This window comes from Phenylobacterium sp., from assembly GCF_035539035.1.
Taxonomy (GTDB): Bacteria; Pseudomonadota; Alphaproteobacteria; order Caulobacterales; family Caulobacteraceae; genus Phenylobacterium.
Window position 1 is genome coordinate 32,526 of sequence record NZ_DATLJI010000010.1, and the last position, 22,972, is coordinate 55,497.

The 22,972-nt window shown below is 71.2% G+C and carries 24 protein-coding genes and 1 other RNA gene; 7 read left to right on the forward strand and 18 right to left on the reverse strand.

The genetic code is table 11. The features are described 5' to 3' along the window. Positions 1-4: 4 nt before the first annotated feature. The gene (locus VM685_RS03305) at positions 5-322 is read left to right on the forward strand and encodes a hypothetical protein (protein ID WP_325458692.1); all 318 of its coding nucleotides are present in this window, start codon (positions 5-7) and stop codon (positions 320-322) included. 103 nt (positions 323-425) lie between these two features. Here VM685_RS03305 and def read toward each other — a convergent pair whose 3' ends face one another. From def to ffs, 6 genes are all read right to left on the reverse strand, one after another. Next, positions 426-935 (reverse strand): peptide deformylase, encoded by a 510-nt coding sequence (gene def, locus VM685_RS03310; RefSeq protein ID WP_325458693.1) that lies wholly within the window; start codon positions 933-935, stop codon positions 426-428. A 53-nt stretch (positions 936-988) separates the two neighbouring features. Continuing rightward, complete coding sequence (locus VM685_RS03315; RefSeq protein WP_325458694.1) at positions 989-2,218, reverse strand: DNA recombination protein RmuC; 1,230 nt, start codon at positions 2,216-2,218, stop codon at positions 989-991. An 85-nt stretch (positions 2,219-2,303) separates the two neighbouring features. Beyond that, a complete protein-coding gene (gene recR / locus VM685_RS03320; RefSeq protein ID WP_325458695.1) occupies positions 2,304-2,906 on the reverse strand; it encodes a recombination mediator RecR in 603 nt (200 codons plus the stop codon). A 1-nt stretch (position 2,907) separates the two neighbouring features. Beyond that, positions 2,908-3,234, reverse strand: a complete 327-nt coding sequence (locus VM685_RS03325; RefSeq protein ID WP_325458696.1) for a YbaB/EbfC family nucleoid-associated protein — start codon at positions 3,232-3,234, stop codon at positions 2,908-2,910. Between the two features lie 6 nt (positions 3,235-3,240). Next, the gene (locus tag VM685_RS03330) at positions 3,241-5,043 is read right to left on the reverse strand and encodes a DNA polymerase III subunit gamma/tau (RefSeq protein ID WP_325458697.1); all 1,803 of its coding nucleotides are present in this window, start codon (positions 5,041-5,043) and stop codon (positions 3,241-3,243) included. Positions 5,044-5,133: 90 nt separating this feature from the next. Next, positions 5,134-5,232, reverse strand: an RNA gene (gene ffs, locus VM685_RS03335) — signal recognition particle sRNA small type. 200 nt (positions 5,233-5,432) lie between these two features. Here ffs and nudC point away from each other — a divergent pair. Then, on the forward strand, positions 5,433-6,371 hold the full coding sequence (gene nudC, locus VM685_RS03340) for an NAD(+) diphosphatase (protein ID WP_325458698.1): 939 nt from the start codon (positions 5,433-5,435) through the stop codon (positions 6,369-6,371). On the opposite strand, the gene VM685_RS03345 is transcribed toward nudC, so the two are convergent. Both VM685_RS03345 and VM685_RS03350 read right to left on the reverse strand, forming a co-directional pair. Then, on the reverse strand, positions 6,372-7,217 hold the full coding sequence (locus tag VM685_RS03345; RefSeq protein ID WP_325458699.1) for a prephenate dehydratase: 846 nt from the start codon (positions 7,215-7,217) through the stop codon (positions 6,372-6,374). Continuing rightward, entirely contained in the window at positions 7,214-7,951 is a 738-nt protein-coding gene (locus tag VM685_RS03350) for a 3-deoxy-manno-octulosonate cytidylyltransferase (protein WP_325458700.1), read from the reverse strand. Before VM685_RS03350 ends, VM685_RS03345 begins: the two co-directional genes overlap by 4 nt. Positions 7,952-8,076: 125 nt before the next feature. Between VM685_RS03350 and VM685_RS03355 the strand changes: the two genes are divergently transcribed. Further along, complete coding sequence (locus VM685_RS03355) at positions 8,077-8,844, forward strand: cytochrome c family protein (RefSeq protein ID WP_325458701.1); 768 nt, start codon at positions 8,077-8,079, stop codon at positions 8,842-8,844. On the opposite strand, the gene VM685_RS03360 is transcribed toward VM685_RS03355, so the two are convergent. The 5 genes from VM685_RS03360 to VM685_RS03380 all read right to left on the reverse strand — a co-directional run bounded on the left by VM685_RS03360 (position 8,838) and on the right by VM685_RS03380 (position 12,321). Then, positions 8,838-9,674, reverse strand: coding sequence for an NlpC/P60 family protein (locus tag VM685_RS03360; protein WP_325458702.1), 837 nt, complete (start codon positions 9,672-9,674; stop codon positions 8,838-8,840). The two genes, VM685_RS03355 and VM685_RS03360, sit on opposite strands and share 7 nt — an antisense overlap. Then, positions 9,671-11,047 carry a leucyl aminopeptidase family protein gene (locus VM685_RS03365; RefSeq protein WP_325458703.1) on the reverse strand — a complete coding sequence of 459 codons (1,377 nt, stop codon included), beginning with the start codon at positions 11,045-11,047 and terminating at the stop codon, positions 9,671-9,673. Before VM685_RS03365 ends, VM685_RS03360 begins: the two co-directional genes overlap by 4 nt. Before the next feature lie 42 nt (positions 11,048-11,089). Beyond that, positions 11,090-11,611 (reverse strand): A24 family peptidase, encoded by a 522-nt coding sequence (locus VM685_RS03370; RefSeq protein WP_325458704.1) that lies wholly within the window; start codon positions 11,609-11,611, stop codon positions 11,090-11,092. A gap of 114 nt (positions 11,612-11,725) precedes the next feature. After that, complete coding sequence (locus VM685_RS03375; RefSeq protein WP_325458705.1) at positions 11,726-11,905, reverse strand: Flp family type IVb pilin; 180 nt, start codon at positions 11,903-11,905, stop codon at positions 11,726-11,728. Between the two features lie 236 nt (positions 11,906-12,141). After that, positions 12,142-12,321, reverse strand: coding sequence for a Flp family type IVb pilin (locus VM685_RS03380; RefSeq protein WP_325458706.1), 180 nt, complete (start codon positions 12,319-12,321; stop codon positions 12,142-12,144). 249 nt (positions 12,322-12,570) lie between these two features. Between VM685_RS03380 and VM685_RS03385 the strand changes: the two genes are divergently transcribed. Then, positions 12,571-13,152 (forward strand): TadE/TadG family type IV pilus assembly protein, encoded by a 582-nt coding sequence (locus VM685_RS03385; protein ID WP_325458707.1) that lies wholly within the window; start codon positions 12,571-12,573, stop codon positions 13,150-13,152. Continuing rightward, complete coding sequence (locus VM685_RS03390) at positions 13,146-13,670, forward strand: TadE/TadG family type IV pilus assembly protein (protein WP_325458708.1); 525 nt, start codon at positions 13,146-13,148, stop codon at positions 13,668-13,670. The genes VM685_RS03385 and VM685_RS03390 overlap by 7 nt, the downstream gene beginning before the upstream one ends. Here VM685_RS03390 and VM685_RS03395 read toward each other — a convergent pair. The 4 genes from VM685_RS03395 to VM685_RS03410 form a co-directional block, all read right to left on the reverse strand. Then, positions 13,667-15,139, reverse strand: coding sequence for an MFS transporter (locus VM685_RS03395; protein WP_325458709.1), 1,473 nt, complete (start codon positions 15,137-15,139; stop codon positions 13,667-13,669). The genes VM685_RS03390 and VM685_RS03395 overlap by 4 nt on opposite strands. Positions 15,140-15,197: 58 nt before the next feature. Next, complete coding sequence (locus VM685_RS03400; RefSeq protein ID WP_325458710.1) at positions 15,198-16,388, reverse strand: alanine--glyoxylate aminotransferase family protein; 1,191 nt, start codon at positions 16,386-16,388, stop codon at positions 15,198-15,200. A 132-nt stretch (positions 16,389-16,520) separates the two neighbouring features. Further along, positions 16,521-17,297: a tyrosine-protein phosphatase gene (locus VM685_RS03405; RefSeq protein ID WP_325458711.1), complete on the reverse strand. Its 777-nt coding sequence runs from the start codon at positions 17,295-17,297 to the stop codon at positions 16,521-16,523. A gap of 65 nt (positions 17,298-17,362) precedes the next feature. Beyond that, complete coding sequence (locus tag VM685_RS03410) at positions 17,363-18,814, reverse strand: AMP nucleosidase (RefSeq protein WP_325458712.1); 1,452 nt, start codon at positions 18,812-18,814, stop codon at positions 17,363-17,365. A 116-nt stretch (positions 18,815-18,930) separates the two neighbouring features. On the opposite strand from VM685_RS03410, the gene VM685_RS03415 reads away from it, so the two are divergent. After that, positions 18,931-20,184 carry a dicarboxylate/amino acid:cation symporter gene (locus tag VM685_RS03415; RefSeq protein WP_325458713.1) on the forward strand — a complete coding sequence of 418 codons (1,254 nt, stop codon included), beginning with the start codon at positions 18,931-18,933 and terminating at the stop codon, positions 20,182-20,184. Position 20,185: 1 nt separating this feature from the next. Here VM685_RS03415 and VM685_RS03420 read toward each other — a convergent pair whose 3' ends face one another. After that, a complete protein-coding gene (locus VM685_RS03420) occupies positions 20,186-21,481 on the reverse strand; it encodes a dicarboxylate/amino acid:cation symporter (protein ID WP_325458714.1) in 1,296 nt (431 codons plus the stop codon). Positions 21,482-21,498: 17 nt separating this feature from the next. Between VM685_RS03420 and VM685_RS03425 the strand changes: the two genes are divergently transcribed. Further along, complete coding sequence (locus VM685_RS03425; protein WP_325458715.1) at positions 21,499-22,971, forward strand: bifunctional diguanylate cyclase/phosphodiesterase; 1,473 nt, start codon at positions 21,499-21,501, stop codon at positions 22,969-22,971. Position 22,972 lies beyond the last annotated feature (1 nt).

Genomic DNA, 22,972 nt, shown 5'->3' on the forward strand with positions numbered 1-22,972 from the left:
TCAAATGCGAACCATCGTCTCCGCCGCCGCCATCGGCTTTGCGCTGGCGCTCGCCGCCTGCAGCCAGGGCGAGCAGGACAAGGCCCAGGCGGAAGCCAACCAGGCCGCCTCCACGGTCAAGGAGAACGCCGTCGAGGTCGGCAACGAGATGGAGGTCAACCTCGACAAGGCCGGCGAGGAGCTGAAGGAGATCACCTCCGATCCCGAGGTGAAGGAGGCGGCCGGCAAGGCCCGCGAGGCGCTGGGCGAGATGGGCTCGGCCATCAAGGACGCCGCCGATGAGGACACGCCGGCCGACGGCGCGGCGGCGCAGAAGAAGTAGTCGGCATGTCCCGCTCAGCCCGGCGAAAGCCGGGGTGAAAGCTGAGTTGCCGGACTTCTCGGTAAGGCCGTTTGGGTCCGGCTTTCGCCGGGATGAGCGGTGGTCAGGCCGCCTTCACCATCTTCTTGACCTTCTTCACAGCCTGCTCGCGCTTCAGGCGCGACAGGTGGTCGATGAACAGCACGCCTTCCAGGTGGTCCATCTCGTGCTGGATGCAGACGGCGAAGAGGCCCTCGGCGTCCTCCTCCACCTGCTCGCCCTGGTAGTTGAGGTAGCGCAGCTTCACCCGCGCGGGGCGCTCCACCTCGTCGTAGTATTCCGGCACCGAGAGGCAGCCCTCCTCGTAGGGCTGGGTCTCCTCCGAGGCCCACAGGATCTCCGGATTGACGAAGTAGCGCGGCTGCTTGTCCTCGTCGGCGCGGGCGAGGTCCATGACGATCACCCGCTTGGGCACGCCGATCTGGATCGCCGCCAGGCCGATGCCCGGCGCGTCGTACATGGTCTCCAGCATGTCGTCCATGAGCGCGCGCAGCTCGTCGTCGACTCGTTCGACGGGCTGCGACACCTGCTTCAGGATCGGATGCGGAACGACGAGGATTTCGCGGATGGCCATGGCGTGCGAGGTAGGTTCCCTAGGCGCGAGCGTCAAGGTGGCGGCCGATGGCCTCAGGCCTCCTCGCCGGCCACCAGCCGCACGGTCGGCGCCTCGGCCATGCCGAGCTTGGCGAGCGGGCGGACGGCGCTTTCCAGCGGCTCGAGCTGCGGCACTTCCTTGCCCTCGTGGTCGACCTTCAGGTCCTCGAAGCGGCGGGCCTGGGTGAGCACCTGGGTCTCCAGTGAGCCCACGAACTGGTTGTAGCGGGAGACCGCCGCCTCCAGGGCCTTGCCCACCGAGCCCGCGTGCGCGCCCATCACGGCGATCCGCTTGTAGAGCTCGCGGCCGAGGTCGGCGATCTTGCGGGCGTTGGCCGCCTGCTCCTCCACGCGCCAGCCGTAGCTCACCGCCTTGCACAGCGCGAACAGGGTGGTGGGCGTTACGATGACCACCCGGCGGTCCATCGCCTCGGTCATCAGGTCCGGCGCCCGGTCCAGCGCCGCGGCCATGGCGCTATCCAGCGGCACGAACATGGCCACGAAGTCGGGCGAGTTCTCGAACTGGTCCCAGTAGGCCTTCGCCGAGAGCCCGGCGATGTGGCCGCGCACGCTCTGCACGTGGCGCAGGCCGCAGGCCTCGCGGGCGGCGTCGTCGGCCGCCTCCTGCAGCTCGAGGAAGGCGTTCAGCGAGCACTTGGCGTCGATCACGAACACGCCGCCGCCGGGCAGCCGTATGGTCACATCGGGACGCCGGCGGCCCTCCTCGGTGTCGGTGGAGGCCTGTTCCTCGAAGTCGTAGCGGTTGGAAAGCCCCGCCGCCTCCAGCACGTTGCGCAGGGTCTGCTCGCCCCAACGCCCCTGCACGCCGGCCCCGCGCCGCAGCGCCGCCGACAGCTTGCGGGCCTCCTCCTGGGTGGCGGTGGAGGCCTGCATCAGGGCGGTGATCTGCGCCTTCAGCCCGCCGGTGTCCTCGGCGCGCTGCTTCTCCACCGCCGCCACCTGCTCCTGGAACTTCTGCAGGGTCTCGGCCACCGGCTTCAGCTGGGCCTCGATGCGCGCCTGGGCGAGCTGCTCGCGGTTCCGGAAGGTCTCCTCCGTCTGCCTGACCAGCGCCTCGGCCACGGCGCTCGCGGATTGGGCGGCCTGGGCCTTCAGGTACTCGGCCTGCGCCCCCGACTGCTCCTCCAGCATCCGCAGCCGTCCTTCGGCGAGGCTCGCCCGCAGCCGCTCCTTCAGCGCCCAGGCGACGGCGCCCGCGGCCAGCAGGGCGAAGACGACGGCGGCGAGGATGGCGGCGTTCATGCTGCGTTCTTACCGCGAACGCTGAGTCGGGGCTATCAGCCAAAACACCGCTCATCCCCGCTTTCGCGGGGATTAGCGGAAAAGCCTAGGCCGGGCGCCGCGCCCGCATGGCCTGGGCGATGGTGCCGTCGTCGAGCCAGTCGAGGTCGCCGCCCACCGGCACGCCGCGGGCCAGCATGGTCACGCTGACGTCGGCCCCGGCCAGCCGGTCGGCCAGGTAGTGGGCGGTGGTCTGGCCATCGACCGTGGCCGGCAGGGCCAGGATCACCTCGCGCACCCCGCCCTCCGCCGCCCGGGCGACCAGCGGCCCCACGCGCAGGGCGTCCGGCCCCACCCCGTCCAGCGCCGAGAGCAGGCCGCCCAGCACGTGGTAGCGACCGCGGAAGGCGCCCGCCCGCTCCATGGCCCAGAGCGCGCCCACCTCCTCCACCACGCAGATCAGCGAGGCGTCGCGCTGCGGGTCAGAACAGATGGCGCAGGGGTCCTGGGTGTCGAGGCTGCCGCAGACCTGGCAGGTCCGCACCCGCCGGGCCGCCTCGGCAAGCGCGTCGGCCAGCGGATTGAGCAGCTGCTCGCGCCGCTTGAGCAGGGCGAGCGCCGCGCGCCGGGCCGACCGGGGCCCGAGCCCCGGCAGCTTGGCGAGCAGGCCGATGAGCCGCTCGATCTCGGGTCCGGCCGAACTCGCCAAATCAGAACTTCGGCATGCCCGGCAGGCCCATGCCGGCCAGGGGGCCCGCGGCCTCGCGCATCATCTCGGCCTGCTGCGCGTCCAGCTTGCGCTTGGCGTCGGCGTGGGCCGCGACGATCAGGTCGGAGACCACCTCGCCCTCGCCCGGCTGCATCAGGCTCTCGTCGAGGTCGACGCGGGCCAGTTCGCCCGAGCCCTTCAGCGTCACCTTGACCATGCCGCCGCCGGAGGTCCCCTCCACCGAGAGCTCCGCCAGCCTGGCCTGGGCGTCCGCCAGCTTCTGCTGCATCTGCTGCGCCTGCTTCATCAGGCTGTTGAGGTCCTTCATCGGCGGCTACTCCTCGTCACTTTCGTCTTCCGGCGGCGGCTCGGCGGCGGCCTCCGGCTGGGGCTGGTTGCGGATGGAGACGATCTCCGCGCCCGGGAAGGTCTCCAGCACGGAGCGCACGAAGGGGTCCTGCTCGATCTGGACGCGGACCTCGCGCTCCTCGCGCTTCTGCTTCTCCCACAGGCTCTCGGCCCCGCCGCCGCCCTGGGCGACGATCAGCCAGCGCTCGCCGGTCCATTCCTTCAGCCGCCCCACCAGCCGCTGCGCGAGGTTGGCTGGCGCGCCGGGCGCCGGCTCGTATTCGATGGCGCCGGGCCGGAAGCTGATCGGCCGGACGTAGCGCTCCACGTCGAGCTTCAGGGCCACGTCGCGCCGCTTGTCGATCAGCGCCAGCACGTCCTCGAAGGACTGCAGGGTCGCCACAGGCTCGGCCGCCTGGGCCTGCGGCATGGGCCGGCGCGCCACCGCGCTCGCCCCGCCGCCGCCGCCCTGCGACTGGCCGCCGCCGCCCCCGCCGCCGGACGGTCCCGCGCCGCCGCTCACCGGCTCGCCGGCCTGCAGCTTCTTCAGCGCCTCCTCCGGCCCCGGCAGGTCGGCGGCGTAGGCCATGCGGATCAGCGCCATGTCCACGGCCGCCGCGGCGTCCGGCGCGCGCCGCACCTCCTCGTAGCCCTTCAGGATCAGCTGCCACATTCGCGACAGCACGCCGGCCGAGATCGAGGCGCCCACTGCCGCCAGCCTGGCCGCCTGGTCCTTGGGCATGACCAGCGCCTGCGGCCCGATGGCCTTGGCGACGCTGGCCCCGTGGCAGTGGTCCAGCAGGTCCAGCATCACCTGGTCGGGGTTGGCCCCGTAGCCGTAGAGCTGGCGGAAGGTCTCGATCGCCTGGCCCGCCTCGCCGCGCATCACCTGCTCGAACAGGGCGATGGTCTGCGCCCGGTCGGCCAGGCCCAGCATGTCGCGGATGCTCTCGGCGGTGACCGTCTGGCCGGGCTCGGCCTGGACGATGGCCTGGTCCAGCATCGACTGGCCGTCGCGCACGCTGCCCTCGGCGGCCCGGGCGATCAGCATCAGCCCCTCGTGCTCGACCCGCGCGCCTTCGTTCTCGCAGATCATCTCGAGGTTCTTCAGCAGCACCTCGGGCTCCACCCGGCGCAGGTCGAACCGCTGGGTCCGCGACAGGATGGTCACCGGCACCTTGCGGATCTCGGTGGTGGCGAAGATGAACTTGGCGTGCGGCGGCGGCTCCTCCAGCGTCTTCAGGAGGGCATTGAACGCCCCCGTCGACAGCATGTGGACCTCGTCGATGATGTAGACCTTGTAGCGGGCCTCGACGGGGGCGTAGCGCACGCCCTCCAGGAGCTCGCGCATGTCGGCCACCCCTGTCCGCGAGGCGGCGTCCAGCTCCAGCACGTCCATGTGCCGGCCCTCGATGATCGAGCGGCAGTGGCGGCCCTCGCCCTTGAAGTCGAGGGTCGGCTCGTGGATCTCGTCGGTCTCGTAGTTCAGCGCCCGGGCCAGCAGCCGCGCCGTGGTGGTCTTGCCCACGCCGCGCACCCCGGTGAGCATGAAGGCGTGCGCGATCCGGCCCGTGGCGAAGGCGTTGCGCAGGGTCCGGACCATGGCCTCCTGGCCGTAGAGGTCCTCGAAGGTCCTGGGGCGGTACTTTCGCGCGATGACGGTGTAGGCGGCGGACTCCTCCGCCGGGACGGCCGGCGGCGGCTTCGGCGCCTCGCCGAACATGTCGCCCGTGTTCGGGTCCCGCTCCGGCGGCAGGTCAGAATCGAGCGTCAGGTCTTCGTCCGCCATGCGGCCATCTAACGGGACCGCCCCGTCCCAGCAAAGTGGAAAGCCCGGGCAAAGTGGAAAGCCCCGACTGGGGGCCCTTGAAGCGGGGAAAGGTGGAGACCGGACAACGACCCGAAGGGAATCTCGTTGTGGCTGCTGCCTTCCGGCCCTGACCAGGTTGGCGAGGCCTTCGCCCGTCGCCGATCTCCGAGCGGGCATATGGAGGAGAAGGGCCGTGGGGGCAAGGGGAGAGGGGGGAGCCCCCGGTTCCTGGCCCGCTCTCCTCGATACCACCTGAGTCGTTCAGCCATGCCGGACCGATGGCCGAGGCCACCCGGCCTGGGGCCTGCCCGAGCGGGCGCGCGCATGTCGGATGACGCGGGGCGGCAGAACCGCTTAGAAGATGCGGCATGGCTCTCGACGTCTTCCTCAACACCTTCGCCGGCAACCCTCTGGACCGCGCCAGCGACCGGCGCGGCGACGCCGAGTGGCTGGCCGCCCAGCTGGCCAGCCCCGACGCCCTCGGCCTCGCGCTCTGGAACGGCAAGCCGCTGGTGGAAAAGGCCGCCGAGCCGCGCCCGGACGGCGGCGACCTGCAGATCGCCTACCTGCCGGCCCGCCTCGTGGGCGAGCTGGCCGGCGGCATGGAGCGGCTGCTGTTCATGGGTCTCTGGAAGGAGACGGCGATCTTCGCGGTCGACCTCGGCGGCTCGGCGGATCCCGCCGACAGCGCCCTGCAGGGGCTCGGCCGGTTCGAGGACCTGCGCGCCGTGGCGCTGCGCGTGCCCGCCCCCGAGGCCGCCATCCTGGCCACCGCCAAGGCGATGTTCGAATGGCGCCGCCGGCACGACCACTGCGCCGCCTGTGGCGAGCCCAGCCTCGTGGTCGACGGCGGCTGGAAGCGCCAATGCCCGGCCTGCGAGGCCGAGCACTTCCCGCGCACGGACCCGGTGGTGATCATGCTGCCGTTCCATGGCGACCGCTGCATGCTGGGCCGCCAGGACGCCTGGCCGAAGGGCATGTTCTCGGCGCTGGCCGGCTTCCTGGAGCCGGGCGAGAGCATCGAGGAGGCCTGCGCCCGCGAACTCGCCGAGGAGGCGGGGCTGCGGGCCGTGCGCGTGCGCTACCACTCCAGCCAACCGTGGCCCTATCCGTCGTCGCTGATGATCGGCCTGATCGCCGAGGTGGAGGACGACGAGGGCACGCCGGACCAGACCGAGCTCTCCGAGGTCCGCTGGTTCACCCGCGAGCAGGCCCGCGACCTGCTGGCCGGCAAGCTCGACGGCGTCGCCGCCCCCAACCGCCTCGCCATCGCCCACCAGCTGATCAGGGCCTGGGTGGAGGAATAATCAGCCCCGGCTGCGGAACGGGTCGGCCGGATAGACGCCCAGGATCTCGAAGCGCTCGGAGAAGAACTTCAGCTCGTCGAAGGCCAGCGCCACGCCGCGGTCCTCGGGCCGGCCGTCCACCTCGGCGTAGAAGAAGGTCGCCGTGAAGGCGCCGTTCTCCATGTAGCTCTCGAGCTTGGTCATGTTGACGCCGCTGGTGGCGAAGCCGCCCAGCGCCTTGTAGAGCGCCGCCGGGATATTGCGGACGCGGAAGACGAAGCTGGTCACGCAGGGGCTGGTGAACGGCGGCGCGGGCGGGTTCGGGTCGGCGGTCATCACCAGGAAGCGGGTGGTGTTGTTGTGCTCGTCCTCGATGTCGCGGGCGAGGATCTCCAGGCCGTAGATCTCGGCCGCCAGCGCCGGCGAGACCGCGGCCTTGGTCGGGTCCGGCCGCTCCGCGAGCAGCTTGGCCGCGCCGGCGGTGTCGCCCGTAGCCTCGGTCTTCAGCTTCAGCCGCCGGATGGTCTTGCGGCACTGGCCGAGCGCGATGGGCATGCTCATCGCGACCTTCACGTCCTCCAGCCTCACGCCGGGGTTGGCCATCAGCTGGAAGTGGATCGGCTTGAACCGCTCGCCGATGATCTTCAGGCCGGAGTTGGGCAAGAGGTGGTGCACGTCGGCGACCCGGCCGGCGATCGAGTTCTCCACCGGGATCATGCCCAGCTGGCAGTCGCCGGACTTCACCGCCTCGAAGGCGTCCTCGAAGCTGGCGTGCGGCACGGCCTCGTGGTCCGGGAAGTGCTGGGCGCAGGCCTCGTGGGAGTTGGCGCCCAGCTCGCCCTGGAAGGCGATGCGTCCCTTGCTCATGAGGCTTCCTTCGCGAAGTCACGGGCCCGCTCCAGGTCGGAGGGGCTGTCGACGGAGATCGGCGCGTCCCGGGCGACGGCCGCCCAGATGGAGAGGCCGAGCTCCATGGCGCGCAGCTGCTCCAGCTTCTCGCGCTGCTCCAGCGGCGAGGGCCGGGCGGCGTTGAACGCCTCGAGCGCGGCGCGCCGGTAGCCGTAGATGCCGATGTGCCGCCAGACCGGTCCGTCGCCGTAGAGGGTCGAGCGGGTGAAGTAGAGCGCCCGGCCCGTGCGGCCGCCGCCCTGCATGGCCAGCACCGCCTTGACCACGTCGGGGTTCGTCCGGTCCGCCGGGGAGGCCTCCGGGGCGACCACCGTGGCGATGTCGCAGGCCGGCTCGTCGGCCAGCAGCCGCGCGCAGGCCGCCACTACCGAGGGCTCCACGAACGGCATGTCGCCCTGCAGGTTGATCACCACGTCGTGGACGCCGGCGGGGTCCAGCTCCGCCAGCGCCGCCAGGATCCGGTCGGAGCCGGAGGGCAGGTCGGGATCGGTCAGCACGGCCCGGCCGCCGGCCTGTTCCACCGCCGCCACGATCTCCGGATCGCCCGCCGCCACGGCCACCGGACCGGCGCCCGCAGCCTCCGCCCGGCGCAGCACGCGGACGATCATCGGCATGCCGCCGATATCCGCCAGGGGCTTCCCCGGCAGGCGGGTCGCGGCCATGCGCGCGGGGATGAGGATGATGGGGTTCATGGCGGAGCAGTGGAGGTTGCGCGAGCGGCGGTAGCGTGTAAGAGAGCCACGCGCAATAAGGGGCGGGATTCCCGCGCGTTTCGCCGGTGCGCGCGCCGGCCGTGGAGAGGGCCAACTTAGGGACTATGAGCGACCTCACCTTCAACAAGGTCGCCGGCGCGCTGCTGGCGACGGGCCTGGCCATCGTCGGCCTCCGCGAACTCTCCAACGGCCTGTTCGCCCCCCACGAAGTCGAGAAGCCGGGCTACCTGGTCGAAGTCGCCGTGGAAGAAGGCGCCGGCGGCGCGGCCGCTGACGCCCCGATCGACTGGGGCACGGTCCTGCCGACCGCCGACGTCGCCGCGGGCGAAGCGGCCTTCGCCAAGTGCAAGTCCTGCCACACCGTCGACGCCGGCGGCGCGAACGGCACCGGCCCGAACCTGTTCGGCGTCGTCGGCCGCGCGCCCGGCAGCCATGCGGGCTTCGCCTACTCCGATCCCATGAAGGCTCTGGCCGGCACGGTGCCGCGCTGGGACGACGCCCACCTGTCCGAGTTCCTGACCGCGCCGCAGAAGTACCTGCCGGGCACCAAGATGACCTTCGTCGGCCTGAAGAAGGCCGAGGATCGCATCAACATGATCGCCTACCTGCGGTCGAAGGGCGGGACCCTGCCGATCCCGGCGCCGAACCCCGCCGCCGCGGCGGCTCCGGCCGAAGCCGATCCGAACGCGGCGCCGGCCGAAGGCGCTGCTGCCGAGGGCGAACCCACGGCGACCGGCTCCACCGCGACCCCGGCCACCACCTCGGGCGGCCCGGCCGGCCAGGGCGCCGGTGCGGTCTCGCCGGGCGCGCCCAGCCAGCAGCGCGGCGCGAGCGCCGCGTCGCCCACGGCCTCGGGCAACAGCCGTCAGTAGAGACGTCGGAAGGCGGTGGGCTCGCCGTAGCCCCCGCCCGATATCCTCGCGATCGCCGCGTCCAGCGGCTCGATGACCGTCGCCATGTGGTGGCCGTTGGCGTGAACGATGCGCTCCGCATCCACGCCGATGGCCACGTGGCCCTTCCAGAACACCAGATCCCCGCGGCCGAACTCGCCGCGGCCGAGTCCGCGGCCGAGCTTCTCCTGCTGGTCGGCGTCGCGCGGGCAGGCCCGGCCGCAGGCGAACAGCGCCTGCTGGACGAGGCCCGAGCAGTCCAGGCCCAGGCTCTCCCGGCCACCCCACAGATAAGGCGCGCCGACGAAGCGCTCGGCCACGCCGGCCCAGTCGGCCTCGAAGACGCCCACGGGCGCCAGGTGCTCGGCGGTCATCCAGCCTGCGCCGGAGACCTTCGCCAGCCGTCCCTCCTGCGCCTCCACATGGGCGAGCGCATTGAGCGAATAGGGTCCCGACGCGCGCGACTTGATGCTCGGTTCGGCGAAGGCGTAGGTGCGGATCGCGGCCACGCGGTGGGTCGGGGCCGGCGCCCGCGGGACGAGCCGCGACGCCTCCACGAAGCCCACATAGCCGTCGCGGCTCGCCTGGCCGAAGACGAAGGCGCCCTCCTCCTCCAGCACCTCGAAGGTCTCGCCGAACAGCAGCTGGTCCATCTGCTCCGAGGCCGCGTCCGGCGCCCGGTGGATCCCGGCCGCGGGCGCCGCGCAGGTCATCGGCCTCGGGTCCAGGTAGACCTCGGCCGAAACCAGCCCCTCCAGCGCGCGGGCGGCGATGCCGTCGCGAACGAGGGTCACGCGGGGATCGAAGCTCACGCGAAGCGCTCGCGGATCATGGCGTAGAGGCCGCGGATCGCCTGCGCCTCGCCGCCGGTGGGCCAGCCCGGACGGTTGCGCGGGTTCCAGGCGAAGATGTCCAGGTGGACCCAGGGCCCGGACGGCGCGAACTTCTGCAGGAATAGGGCCGCCGTCACCGAGCCCGCCTGGGCCCAGCCGTCGGGGTCGTTCTTCAGGTCGGCGATGTCCGAGTCGAGCGCGTCCGCATAGGGCGCCCAGAGCGGCAGCCGCCACAGGGGGTCGCCCGCGGCCTTCGCATGCCGCTCGATCTGCGCGGCCAGCTCCTCGTCGTCGGTGAAGAACGGCGGCAGCTGTGGCCCCAGCGCGATCCGCGCCGCGCCGGTCAGGGTGGCGAGATCGATGGTCAGCGCCGGCTGCAGCTCTGCCGCCCGGGTGAGCGCGTCGGCCAGGATCAGCCGCCCCTCGGCGTCGGTGTTGCCGACCTCGATCGTCAGCCCCTTGCGGGAGGCCAGCACGTCGCCCGGCCGCATGGCGTCGCCGGAGATGGCGTTCTCTACCGCCGGCACGAGCACGGCCAGCCGCACCGGGAGGTTCGCCGCCATGATCATCCGGCCGAGCGCCAGGGCATGCGCCGCCCCGCCCATGTCCTTCTTCATCAGCCGCATCCCGGCCGACGGCTTGATGTCGAGCCCGCCGGTGTCGAACACCACGCCCTTGCCGACGACCGCCACCAGCGGCCGCCCCGCCTCGCCCCAGGCGATCTCGATCATCCGCGGCGCGCGTTCCGCCACGGCCGCGCGGCCCACGGCGTGCACCGCCGGATAGTTGGCCTCGAGCAGGCCCTCCCCGGTCACCACCGTGCACGTCGCCCCGTGCTGCTCGGCGATCTCGCGGGCGATGGTCTCGATCTGCAGGGGGCCCATGTCGTTGGCCGGCGTGTTCACCATGTCGCGGGCCAGGGCGCAGGCATGCGCCACCTGGCGGACCTCGGCGACCTCCACGCCCTCCGCGACCAGCCGGGGCCGCTCGTCCTTCTTCGCCTTGTAGCGGTCGAACCGGTAGCTCCCGAGCGCGAAGGCCAGCGCCGCCTGGTTGCGGTCGAGGCGCTCCGGCGCCTGGGCGATGCGGTAGGTCCCGGCCGGCAGCTTCGCCGGCAGGGCGCGGAAGCCCATGGCGTCGGGCGCGGCGCCCAGGCCGAACAGCACCGTGTGCAGGCCGCCGTCCTCGCCGGGGACCAGCAGGACCTGGCCGGCCTTGGCCTTGAACTCGGAGAAGGTCGCGAAGCCCTTCACGAAGGCCGGGGCGGCGTCCAGCGCCGCCGAAAGCTCGGCCTCGGCGAGGGCCTGGATGGGGGTGGCGGTCTCGGCCGCCTCGAGGATCACGTCGGACATGGCCGCCTCACCTAGGCGGAAGTCGCCGGCCGCCGCAACCGGTCAGGCGAGGACCTCGAGGCCCTTCATCAGCGGCGACACCGGCAGGGCGGCGAGCGCGCCGACGCAGATGGCCACGCCGTAGGGCACGTTCTCGCCGGGCTCGGCCAGCCGGTTCAGCCACGGCGGGCCCGAGATCACCAGTGGCCGCAGCCAGACCGAACGGATGGCCAGCAGCGACAGGGCCAGGGCGCCGCCGGCGATGCAGGTGACCAGCAGGAAGGTCGTCACCGCGGGCCATCCCAGCCAGAGCGAGGCGGCCGCGAACAGCTTGGCGTCGCCGCCGCCCAGCCATCGCAGGGCGAACATGGCCATGCCGGCGATCAGCGCCAGGAAGCCGATGCCGGCGTGGAGACCGATGGCCGGCAGCGGCAGGCCGAGCGCGAGGGCCGCCAGCGGGAAGGCCGCCAGCAGGGCCAGCGAGATCCAGTTGGGGATGGTGTAGTTCACCGCGTCGCGCAGAGCCGCCACGATCAGCAGGGCGGGAAGAACGAGCACGAGCGCGGCGGCGAGGAGCTGGATCATCGGGACCTCCGTCGGGCCAGCATCGCGCCTGCGGATGAACGGAGCGTTGCCCGCATCCATAGAAAAGGCCCCCGGCGCGGGCGCCGGGGGCCTCTTACTCCGATCAGGCGGAGCTTAGGACGCCGGAGCGGCCGGGAGCTTCGAGGCGACCGTGTCGAAGGTGCCCGAAAGCTTGGTGCCCATGGCGGTCAGGGCGGTGACGAGCACCACGGCGACCAGGGCGGCGATCAGGCCGTATTCGATGGCGGTGGCGCCGGACTCGTCTTTGATGAAGCGGGTCACGAACTTGGACATGGTTAGGTCTCCCAATAGTCTTGCAAGCAGTCTTCGCAGGGCGTCCAGCGATTGCCTGCTCGCCCCAAGTGCATCCTCAGTTTCCACGGCCACGCTTAATCTGCCGTGAACACGTTGTATTAATTCATATTGTTGGTTTACTTCCGTTCACCACGTCGGGATTCCGCCGCCGGGCCCACAAAAGAAAACCCCCGGCGTCGCCGCCGGGGGTTTCGCTTGGACCTAGGCTCGGAAGCTTAGGAGGCCGGCGCGGCCGGCAGCTTGCTGCTGACGGTCTGGAAGGTGCCGGACAGCTTGTTGCCCATGGCGGTCAGGGCGGTGACCAGCACCACGGCCACCAGGGCGGCGATCAGGCCATACTCGATGGCGGTGGCGCCGGATTCGTCCTTGGCGAAACGCGCGATGAACTTCGACATTACTCGTCTCCTTTACAGCGGGCGGCGGGGCTTCTGGCGAACGCCACCCGCGCCGGTATCGAGACGAGAATGCCGGCCTCCACTTAATCCGCCGTAAACGCACAAGTATCTCGCACGATGACACATGGTGAACGACGATTTACTATTAGTACCCGTTAACCATGTGGCTATTTCGCGTGATTTCCTGGACTTAAATGTTGATTAGCCGCAGGCGCATAACTTCACCCTACCAGTAAGAGGATCGAAGTCGTGCGACCCCTCCGCCTTTCCTGCCTGCGAGCGGCCGCCGCGCGGTTCGCGCACGCCGAGCGTGGCGCGACGGCGGTGGAGTTCTCCCTCATCAGCATTCCCTTCCTGATGCTGATCTTCGGCGTCATCGAGTTGGCCATGGTGTTCATGGTCACCACCACGCTCGAGACGGCCACGGAGCACGCGTCGCGGCAGATCCGCACCGGCGCGTTCCAGACCAGCGCCGCCAATACCAAGGCCGACTTCAAGGCCCTGGTCTGCAGCGGCATGACCTGGCTCTCGGACTCCTGCGCGGCGAACCTGCACGTCGACGTGCGCACCTTCGGCAGCTTCGGCAACCTGGCCGTCGCCCAGCCCCAGCCGGGCTCGACCTTCAACCCGGCGACCACCTGCTGGTCGCCAGGCCAGCCCTCCGACATCGTGCTCGTGCGGACCTACTATCAGTGGCGGCTGTTCACGCCGCTGCTCGACCGGGCCCTGGAGAACATGGGCGGCGGCTCGGGCATGCGCCTGCTGTCGACCGCGACGGCGTTCCGCAATGAGCCTTACAGCGACGATCCCCCGGGAGGCGCGGCATGCTGAGGACCTTCGGCGCCGACCGGCGCGGCGTGGCGGCGATCGAGTTCGCCCTCATCGCCCCGGTGATGATCATGCTCTACCTGGGGCTGGCCGAGCTGACGCTGGCCATGATGGCGGAGCGGCGCGCCAGCCACGCCGCATCCGTCGTCGCGGACCTGGTGGCCCAGTCCAGCCAGATGAATTCCACCCAGATGACCGACGTCTTCCAGGTGGGCGATGCGATCCTGGCGCCCTTCCCCACCTCGACGCTCAACATGCGCGTCAGCAGCGTGAAGGCCGACGTCAACGCCGTGCCGAAGGTGGTCTGGAGCCGCGGGGACGGGATGACCGGCTTTGCCGCGGGCGCCACCGCCACGGCCGTACCCGCCAACCTGCTGGCGGCGGGCGACAGCGTGATCATGGCCGAGGTCGCCTACACCTGGGATTCGCCGCTCAAGAAGACCCTCCCGAACGCTCTGACCTTCCGCCAGACCTTCTTCCTGAAGCCCCGGAAGTCGCCCGAGGTGGTCTGGCTGGGCTAGCCGGCCACCGCCGGGGCCGACACCTCGCGGCCGCCACCGCGCACGAAGAACAGCGCGACCAGGCCCACCGCGAGCAGCAGGTTGATGGTGGCGAACCCGCCCTGCTGGGTGCCCGTCAGCCGGGTTCCCAGGTTCACCAGCGTCGGCGCGAGCCAGGCCGTGGCGACGCCTGAGAGCGCATAGACGCCGAAGAAGGCGCCGGTCTGCTCCGGCGGCGTGATCCGCGTCAGCATGGTGCGGCTGGAGGCGTACTGGGCGGTGATGAAGACCGCATTCACGAAGCTGACGCCGACGAACACCAGGTCCGGCAGATGGCGGAACACGGGCCCGTTCCACAGCGGCGCATGCGCGGCCGCGTCATAGGTCCAGAAGAACAGGATCCGATCGGGCGCCATCCCGAGCAGCGACACCAGGGCCAGGATCGTCATCGAGATCTCGATCCGCAGCGCCGTTTTCGGCCCGACCGCCGCGTCCATCCAGCGCGCCAGGAATCCGCCGAACACCGCGAAGATGGAGAGCAGGATGCCGAAGGCCAGCATCTCGAGCGCCCCCCACTTCATCACCCCCACGGCGTAGACGCCGGCGTAGATCAGGACGCCGTTCATGCCGTCCACGAAGAACATCCGCGACACGAGATAGACCACCGCGTCGCGGTAGCGCCGCACGGTCTTCAGCATGCGTCCGAGCTCGGCGGCGCCGTCGGCCCAGGCTTTCCAGGTGGGCACGCCGGTCTTCGGCGCGTCAGGCGTGAACAGGAACAGCGGGATCGACCCAACCGCGAGCAGGGCCGCGGCCATGAGCGCGACCACCCGCTCCGGCTCGTGCGTCGCCGGATCGAGGCCGAACAGGGGCGCGGCCGGGACGAAGGCCCAGTCCACCTTTCCCGGCAGGGCGAAGGCCCAGGCGGTGAAGGCCAGGGCGATCACCGAGAACAGGTTGCCCAGCGACAGCGCCAGGCCCGACGCCTTGTGCGCCGCGCCCAGGCCCGCGGCGCGGATCAGCAGCGAATTGTGCAGCACCTCCGCATAGACGAAGAGCACGCGCGCCCCGATCACCAGGACGGCGAGGCTGGTCAGGCTGAGCGGTCCGCCCGGCTTCGCCCACCACAGCGCGGCGATCATCGGGACCATCAGACCGACCACGAGGCCGAGCCAGCCCTTCCGCGGCCCCAGTTTGTCAATGGAGGCGCCGAGGAAGGGCGCGGTGACCACCACGATCCAGCCGATGATCTGGTCCCATCGGGAGATCATCTCCTGGCCGCGCACCGGATCGCCCACCAGCACCGAGGCGACGTAGGGCATGAAGATGTAGATGGTGACCAGGATGATGAACGGGTCGCGCCCGCCCTGGTGGATCGACCAGGCGAGCCCGCCGCGGTTCAGCCGCCCGTCGCCGCCAAGGCCGGCGATCACGGGCGGCTCCACGACGGCCGCCGGGCCGTCGGCGTCGAGCGATCTGGAATCGGTCACCTGTTCCCCCTTCGCCGCGTCTGGAGCGCGGCTTGGCGGGAGGTTAGACGCCGGAGGATCAGGCCGCCAGCCTCGCGTCCGCGGCGGCCAGGACGGCGGCGGTGTCGACCTTGTGGCCCTGCGCCGCCAGGGCTTCGCACAGCGCCGTCAGGCACAGGCGCACGTGCCACGGCGTGGCCGAGGCGCCCATCAGGCCGATGCGCCAGATCTGGCCCTTGAGCGGGCCCAGGCCCGCGCCGAGCTCCAGGTCCCACTTGGCGAGGGCGTGCGCCCGCACGGCGGCCTCGTCGATCCCGTCGGGCACACGCACCGCGTTGAGCTGCGGTAGGCGGTGCGGCTCGGCCACGAGCAGTTCGAGCCCCGCGGCCTCCAGGCCCGCCACCAGCGCCTCGTGCATCCGGGCGTGGCGGACGACGGCCGCCTGCTGGCCTTCCTCGAACAGCATGACGAGGCTCTCGTGCAGGCCGTAGAGGGCGTTGATCGGCGCGGTGTGGTGATAGGTCCGGCCGCCCTCGCCGCCCCAGTAGCTCATCAGGAGGTTGAAGTCGCAGAGCCAGTTGCGGACCTTCTCCTTGCGCCCGCTGATCGCCGCCTGCGCCCGCTTGGAGAGCGCGATGGGCGAGAGGCCCGGCGGGGCGGAGAGGCACTTCTGGGTTCCCGAGTAGATGACGTCGGCGTCCCAGGCGGCGGCGTCGACGGTGATCCCGCCCAGCGAGGTCACGCAGTCCACGATGGAGAGCGCTCCGTGGCGCCGGGCGATTCCGCAGAGCGTCGCCGCATCGCTGCGCGCGCCGGTGGAGGTCTCGGCGTGCACGAAGGCCAGCACCTTGGCGGGCGCTTCCGCAAGGGCGGCCTCCACCCGGGCGGGGTCCACGGGCTCGCCCCAGGCGTGGTCGACGGTGACCACCTCGGCCCCGGCGCGCCCGGCCATGTCCGCCATCCGCCCGCCGAAGGCGCCGTTGATCGCGATCACCGCCCGGTCGCCCGGCTCCAGGAGGTTCATGATCGCCGCCTCCATGCCGGCGGTGCCGGGCGCGGGCAGCGGCACGCAGGCGTGCTCGGGGGCGTTGAACAGGCGCTGGAGGGCGGCCTTGATCTCCTCCATCAGCGCCTGGAACTCGGGATCCAGGTGGCCGATGGTCGGGCGGGCCAGCGCCTGCAGGACGCGAGGCGGGACGTCGGATGGACCCGGTCCCATGAGGATCCGCCGGGGCGGCTGGAAGCTCTGCATCATCACTCCGTGAAACACGCCGAGGTGATTAGGCTCGACAAGGGCCGCTGCGCAATTCTTGCGGCAGGCTTCTCCCAAGAGGTCTGTCCCTGAAAGCGCCCGTCGCGGTTTGCGGAGGCTGCGGCGGGCGCGGTCGCGTCCGGCGCCCGGCTAGCCCAGGATCCGGTCGTGGATCCGCTCGCGCAGCGGCGCATCCAGCCCCAGCACCTCGTCGAGATATCCGTCCAGCGACCCGTGCTGCTCGCGCATCACGGCGAACGCCGTCTCCATGTATTCGGGGGCCACGCTCATGGCGACGCGCACGGCGCCCAGGGTCGGGCGCCGGCCGGTCTCCTCCCGGATCATCTCCTGCAGCACCGGCGCGCGGGCCTCGATGCGCTCCGGATCATTGGTCAGGAGATAGTCCTCGACGATGTCGTCGTCGTGCACCCCAGCAAGATGGTGGGTGAGGGCGCAGATGATCCCCGTCCGGTCCTTGCCCGCCGCGCAGTGCACGAGGATCGGCCCCTCGGTGCGGGCCACGGCCTCGAAGTAGCGCCGGTAGAGGTCGATGTGCCGCGCCTCGTGCGGCAGGGCGCGGTAGTAGGCCATCATGTAGTCGTGGAACGAGCCCTCGCTGAGGTCCGACTCCTTCAGGAACTCGTGCCACGGATCGGCCCGCTCCTGGCCGATGTCGTTCTGCACCACCTGGGCGGAGAAACCTTCCCACCGGCGGCAGGGGTCGCGCTCGCGCTCGTTGGACCGCCGCAGGTCGACGATCACCGCCAGCCCCAGGCCCGCCAGCTTCTCGAGGTCGGCGTCCGTCGCCCTGGCCTGGTGCGCCGAACGGTAGAGCCGGCCGCTGCGAAGTCGCCGCGTGCCCGCGGCGTAGTCCCCGAAGTCCCGGAAATTGTCGATGCCCTCGAAGGCGATGCGGCGGCTGGTCATGAAAGCGGTCTAGCGGGCTTGGGCGGCGGAATGAAGACGCAGAACGGCCCCGCGGCTCCGGATCGTCACCGGAACGGCGGCTCGTCGAAACTGCGCAGCTTGCGCGAGTGCAGGCGCGCGCCCTCCTGGCGGAGCAGGTCGACGGTGGCGATGCCGATCTGCAGGTGCTGGCCGATGGCGCGCTCGTAGAAGGCGTTGGCCTGCCCGGGCAGCTTGATCTCCCCGTGCAGCGGCTTGTCCGACACGCAGAGCAGGGTCCCATAGGGCACCCGGAACCGGTAGCCCTGGGCGGCGATCGTGGCGCTCTCCATGTCGATCGCCACCGCCCGGCTCTGGTTGAACCTCAGCGCGCTTGAGGAGTAGCGGAGCTCCCAGTTGCGGTCGTCGGTGGTCACCACCGTGCCAGTCCGCAGCCGGCGTTTGAGGATTTCGCCCGTCTCGCCGGTGACGGTCTCGGCCGCGCGATTGAGGGCGACCTGCACCTCGGCGATCGGCGGGATCGGGATCTCGGGGGGCAGCACCCCGTCCAGGACGTGGTCGTCGCGCAGATAGGCGTGGGCCAGGACGTAGTCGCCGATGGTCTGGGAGCCGCGCAGGCCGCCGCAGTGGCCGATCATCAGCCAGGCCTGCGGGCGCAGCACCGCCAGGTGGTCGCACACGGTCTTGGCGTTGGAGGGGCCGACCCCGATGTTCACCAGGCTGATCCCCGCCCGCCCCTCGGCCATCAGGTGGTAGCCGGGCATCTGGTGCTTGCGCCACGCGGCCGCCGAGATCACGCCCTGCGGGTCCGGAGTGTCGCGCGTGACCAGCACATGGCCGGCCGCCGACAGCGCGGTGTAGGGCGTGTCGCCCTTCAGCTGCTCCAGCGCCCAGCGCACGAACTCGTCCACGTATCGATGGTAGTTGGTGAACAGGATGAACTGCTGCACGTGCTCGGCCGGGGTGCCGAGGTAGTGGGCCAGCCTGGCCAGGGAGAAGTCGGTGCGCAGGCCATCGAACAGCGCCAGCGGCCGCGGCGCCTCCGGGTGAGCCATCCAGGCGCCGTCGGCGATCTCGTCGCCGATGTGGGCGAGCTCGGTGGTCGGGAAGTGCCGGGCGATCGCCGCGGCGCCGACGTCCGCCAGCGCCAGGTCTTGCGCGCCGTCGAGCACGTAGGGAAACGGGATCTCCTGGTGCGAACGGCCGACCTCGACCTCGATGTCGAAGTCCTGCATCAACAGGCCCAGCTGCTCGACGAGATAGTCGCGATAGAGGCGCGGCCGCGTCACCGTGACGGAATAGCGTCCCGGATTGCCGATCCGCGCGAAGGCGCGGCTGATCCGCGGATAGGTCAGGCCAGGGGGCCAGGTCAGGCGCAGCTCGGGATAGGCGTAGGCCCCGGAGCTGCGGACGTCCGGCGCGGGCGGCGGGCCGCCGCCGAGGAAGCGCTTCAGGTCGCTCCGCAGGGCGTCGACGCTCCTGCGGTATTCGTCTTCCAGCCGATCAACGATGCCGGCTGCATCCATTTTCGTCGTCATCCGAGGCCTTATAGACGGCCGAGCTGACGGTTGCGAGACGGCGCGCGCGCCCGGGATGGACGCCGCCGCGCTTCCCGGCCACAAAGGCGCCGACGAAAAACTTCGCCGGGGCCTCAATGAACCGCGTTTTCACCTACTTCATCGTCGGCTCCATGGTGCTCGGCGTTCTGGTCGGCTGGCTGCTCAACCAGACGCTCCCGGCGGAACAGGCGGCCACGGTGGCCGACAACCTGTCGATCCTCACCGACGTCTTCCTGCGGCTGATCAAGATGATCATCGCGCCGCTGGTGTTCTCGACGCTGGTCGCGGGCATCGCGCACATGGGCGACGCCTCGGAGATCGGCCGCGTCGGGGTGAAGGCCATCGGCTGGTTCATCCTGGCCTCGATCGTCTCGCTGACCCTGGGCCTGGTCATGGTCCATCTGCTGCAGCCGGGCACCGGCATGTCGCTCGCCCTGCCAGCGGCGGACGCCGGCTCGACGGTGGACGTGGCCAAGTTCAGCCTCAAGGAGTTCGTCACCCACCTGGTGCCCGCCTCCATCGTCGAGGCGATGGCGCGCAACGAGATCCTGCAGATCGTCGTGTTCTCGGTCTTCGTCGGCACCGCCGTGTCGGCGATCGACGACCGGGCGCCTGCCGTCCTGGCGCTCGTGGAGCAGGTCGCCGCGATCATGCTGAAGGTGACGGGCTACGTCATGCGCACGGCCCCTGTGGCCATTTTCGCGGCGTTGGCGGCGACGATTGCGGTGCAGGGGGTGGGGGTGCTGGCGACGTATGCGAAGTTCGTCGGCGGGTTCTACCTGTCGCTGGGGCTGCTGTGGGGGCTGCTGGTGGCGGCGCTGGTGGCGATCGTCGGGACGCGGGGGCTGAAGCTGATGGCGGCGATCCGCCAGCCGACCCTGCTGGCGTTCAGCGTCGCCTCGTCGGAAGCCGCCTATCCGCGCACCCTGGAGGAGCTGCAGAAGTGGGGCGTCAGCCGCAAGGTGGCGAGCTTCGTCCTGCCGCTCGGCTACTCGTTCAACCTCGACGGCTCGATGATGTACTGCACCTTCGCGGTGCTGTTCATCGCCCAGATCTACGGCATCGAGCTGTCCATCGCCCAGCAGATCACCATGCTGGCGCTCCTGATGGTGACCTCGAAGGGCATGGCCGGGGTGCCGCGCGCCTCGCTGGTGGTGATCGCCGCCACCCTCACCTACTTCGGCCTGCCGGAAGAGGGCCTGCTGCTGATCCTGGCGGTGGACCACCTGCTCGACATGGGCCGCTCGGCCACCAACGTCGTCGGCAACTCCGTCGCCAGCGCCGTGGTCGCCAAGTGGGAGAAGCAGATCGAGGCGCCGCCGGACGAGGGCCAGCCCGCCCGGGCCTGACCTAGACCCCCGGCCGGGCGCGGTAGACCGCCTCGTCCAGCTCGCCCTCCCAGCGGGCGACGGTGACGGCCACCGCCAGGTCGGCGGTGTTGTTGGGCACGGTGCGGGTCATGTCGAGCGGCCGGTCGAACGGCAGCACGAAACCCACCACCAGGGCCGTCTGCTCGGGCGAGACGCCAAGGGTCGAGAGCACCGCGGCGAGCATGAACAGCGAGGCGGACGGCACCGGCGCCGAGCCCACCGCCACCAGCACCGTGGTGATGCCGGCCAGCAGGACCTGGGGCAGGGTCAGCTCGATGCCGAAGGCCTGGACCGCGAACATCGACAGGATGCCGAGGTAGAGCGCCGTGCCGTCCATCGAGACGGTCGTCCCGATGGGCAGGGCGGTGGAGGCCACCGTGTGGCTGACGCCGAGGTTGTCCTTCGCCACCCGCATCGCCACCGGCAGGGTGGCGGCCGAGGAGGAGGTGGTGAAGGCCACGATCACGGCGTCGGGGATGCCCCGGAAGAACGGCAGGACCGGCAGCCGGGCCACGAGCCTGAGCAGCAGCCCGTGCACGACCAGGGTCTGGATCAGGGAGCCGGTGAGGACCGCGGCGGCCAGCAGGGCCACGTGCTGGAAGACCGCGAGCCCGACCGTGCCGGTCACCCACGCGATCAGGGCGAAGACCCCGAACGGCGCCGCCTCCATGACCATCCGGGTGATGAACAGCATCAGCTCGACGCCCGCGTCGAACACCCGCCGCACGGGCTGCGCCGCCTCGCCCGCCGCGATCATGGCGACGCCCAGCAGGATGGAGAAGAAGATCACCGCCAGCATGTCGCCCTCGGCGAGCGCGCCCAGCGGGTTCAGCGGCACGATGTTCATCAGCTGCTGGCCGACGGAGGGAGCCTCCGCCACCGGGCGGGCGGTGACGCCGCTGAAGTCGATCCCGGCGCCCGGCCGGAACAGCGCTCCCAGCCCCTGGCCCAGGCCCACCGCGACCACGGTCGTGGCGAGGTAGAGCAGAAGGGTCCGCCCGCCGATAGAGCCCAGCCGGCGGGGATCGCCCATGGCCGCCACGCCGGAGACGATGGAGACGAAGACCAGCGGCACCACCACCATCCGGATCAGGCGGATGAACAGGTCGCCCAGCCACTTGATGGATTCCGCCGCATCCCCCAGCAGGACGCCGGCGACCACGCCCAGGACCAGGGCGCCCAGGATGCGCTTCCACAGCGCCACGTCGAACCACCAGCGGCGGAGCCAGCCGCGGGAGGTCGCCGCAGCCGGCGGGTCATCTTGGGCTGGGGCCATGCAGCGCTCCGTTATCCATGTCGCTTAACGCGGGATTCGCCCCGTCGGCCCACTATGCCGCCTTCGATCCCGAGGCGTCCCGCCCCTTGCCCGACCATCCTGACATCCTGGCCGAGCTGGCGGCCCGTGTCGCCGAACTCGAGGCCGAGCGCGCGCAGACGCTCAGGCTGGCGCAGACGGACTCGCTGACCGGCCTGGTCAACCGCGGGGCGTTCACCGCAGCCCTGGCCGAGCGCCTGGAGGCGGCGCGGGCGAGCGGCGAGGCCGTCGCCCTGTTCGTCATCGACCTGGACCGCTTCAAGCACCTGAACGACACCCTGGGCCACCATGCCGGCGACCTGCTGCTGGCGGAGGTGGGCGCCCGGCTGCGCCGCGCGGCGGGGCCCGACGGGCTGGTCGCCCGGCTGGGCGGCGACGAGTTCGCCCTGATCGCGCCAGCCGCGGACGTCCCCCGCCGGGCCCACGAGCTGGTCAACGCCCTCTCCCAGCCGCACGCCATCTACGGCCGGGTGGTGGCGCCGGGCGCCTCGGTGGGCGTGGCCGTGTTCCCGACGGACGCCGCGGACGCCGCCGACCTGCAGCGGTTCGCCGACCAGGCCCTCTACCGCGTGAAGACCCGCGGCGGGCGCCGCTGGAGCGCCTTCGACGCCGAGCTGCGGGCCGAGAACGAGCGGCGCCGCACCCTGGAGGCGGAGCTGCGCCGGGCCATCCCGGCCGGCGAGATCGAGCCCTGGTTCCAGCCGGTGGTGGACGCCGCCGGCGGGCGCATCGTCGGTGTCGAGGTGCTGGCCCGCTGGCGCCATCCGGAGCAGGGGCTGCTGGCCCCGGGCGCCTTCGTGCCGATCGCCGAGGAACTGGGCCTGATCGGCCGCATCGACGAGGCGGTGTTCGAGGCCGCCTGCCGGCACGCCGCGCCCTGGGTGGCCGACGGCCTGATCGAGCACGTCTCGTGCAACGTCTCGCCCCGGGACCTGCTGGACCCCGCCTTCTCGCGCAAGCTGATCCGCAGGCTGGGCGAGACCGACCTGCCGGCCACGGCCCTGTCGGTGGAGATCACCGAGACCTTCCTGCTGCAGGACCTCGCCCTCTCGCGCCGGCATATCGAGCGGCTGGCCGCCAAGGGCGTGAACATCGCCCTCGACGACTTCGGCACCGGCTATTCGAACCTGCGCGCGCTCATGCACCTGCCGATCCAGACGGTGAAGCTGGACCGCAGCCTGATCAACGACGTGGCCAGCGACGCCCGCGTCTCGCGGCTGGTGGGCTCGATGCTGCACGCGGCCCGCGCGCTCGGCGTCTCCATCGTCGCCGAGGGCGTCGAGGACCCGGCCCAGGCGATATTCCTGCGCGCCGCCGGCTGCGACCGGATGCAGGGCTACCTGTTCGCCCGGCCCATGCCGGCGGACGAGATGGACGCCCAGCTGCGGGCGGAGAACGTCGGCGGCGCCGAGCTGCGGCCGCCGGCCCTGGCCCGGCGGGCGCGCGGGTGAC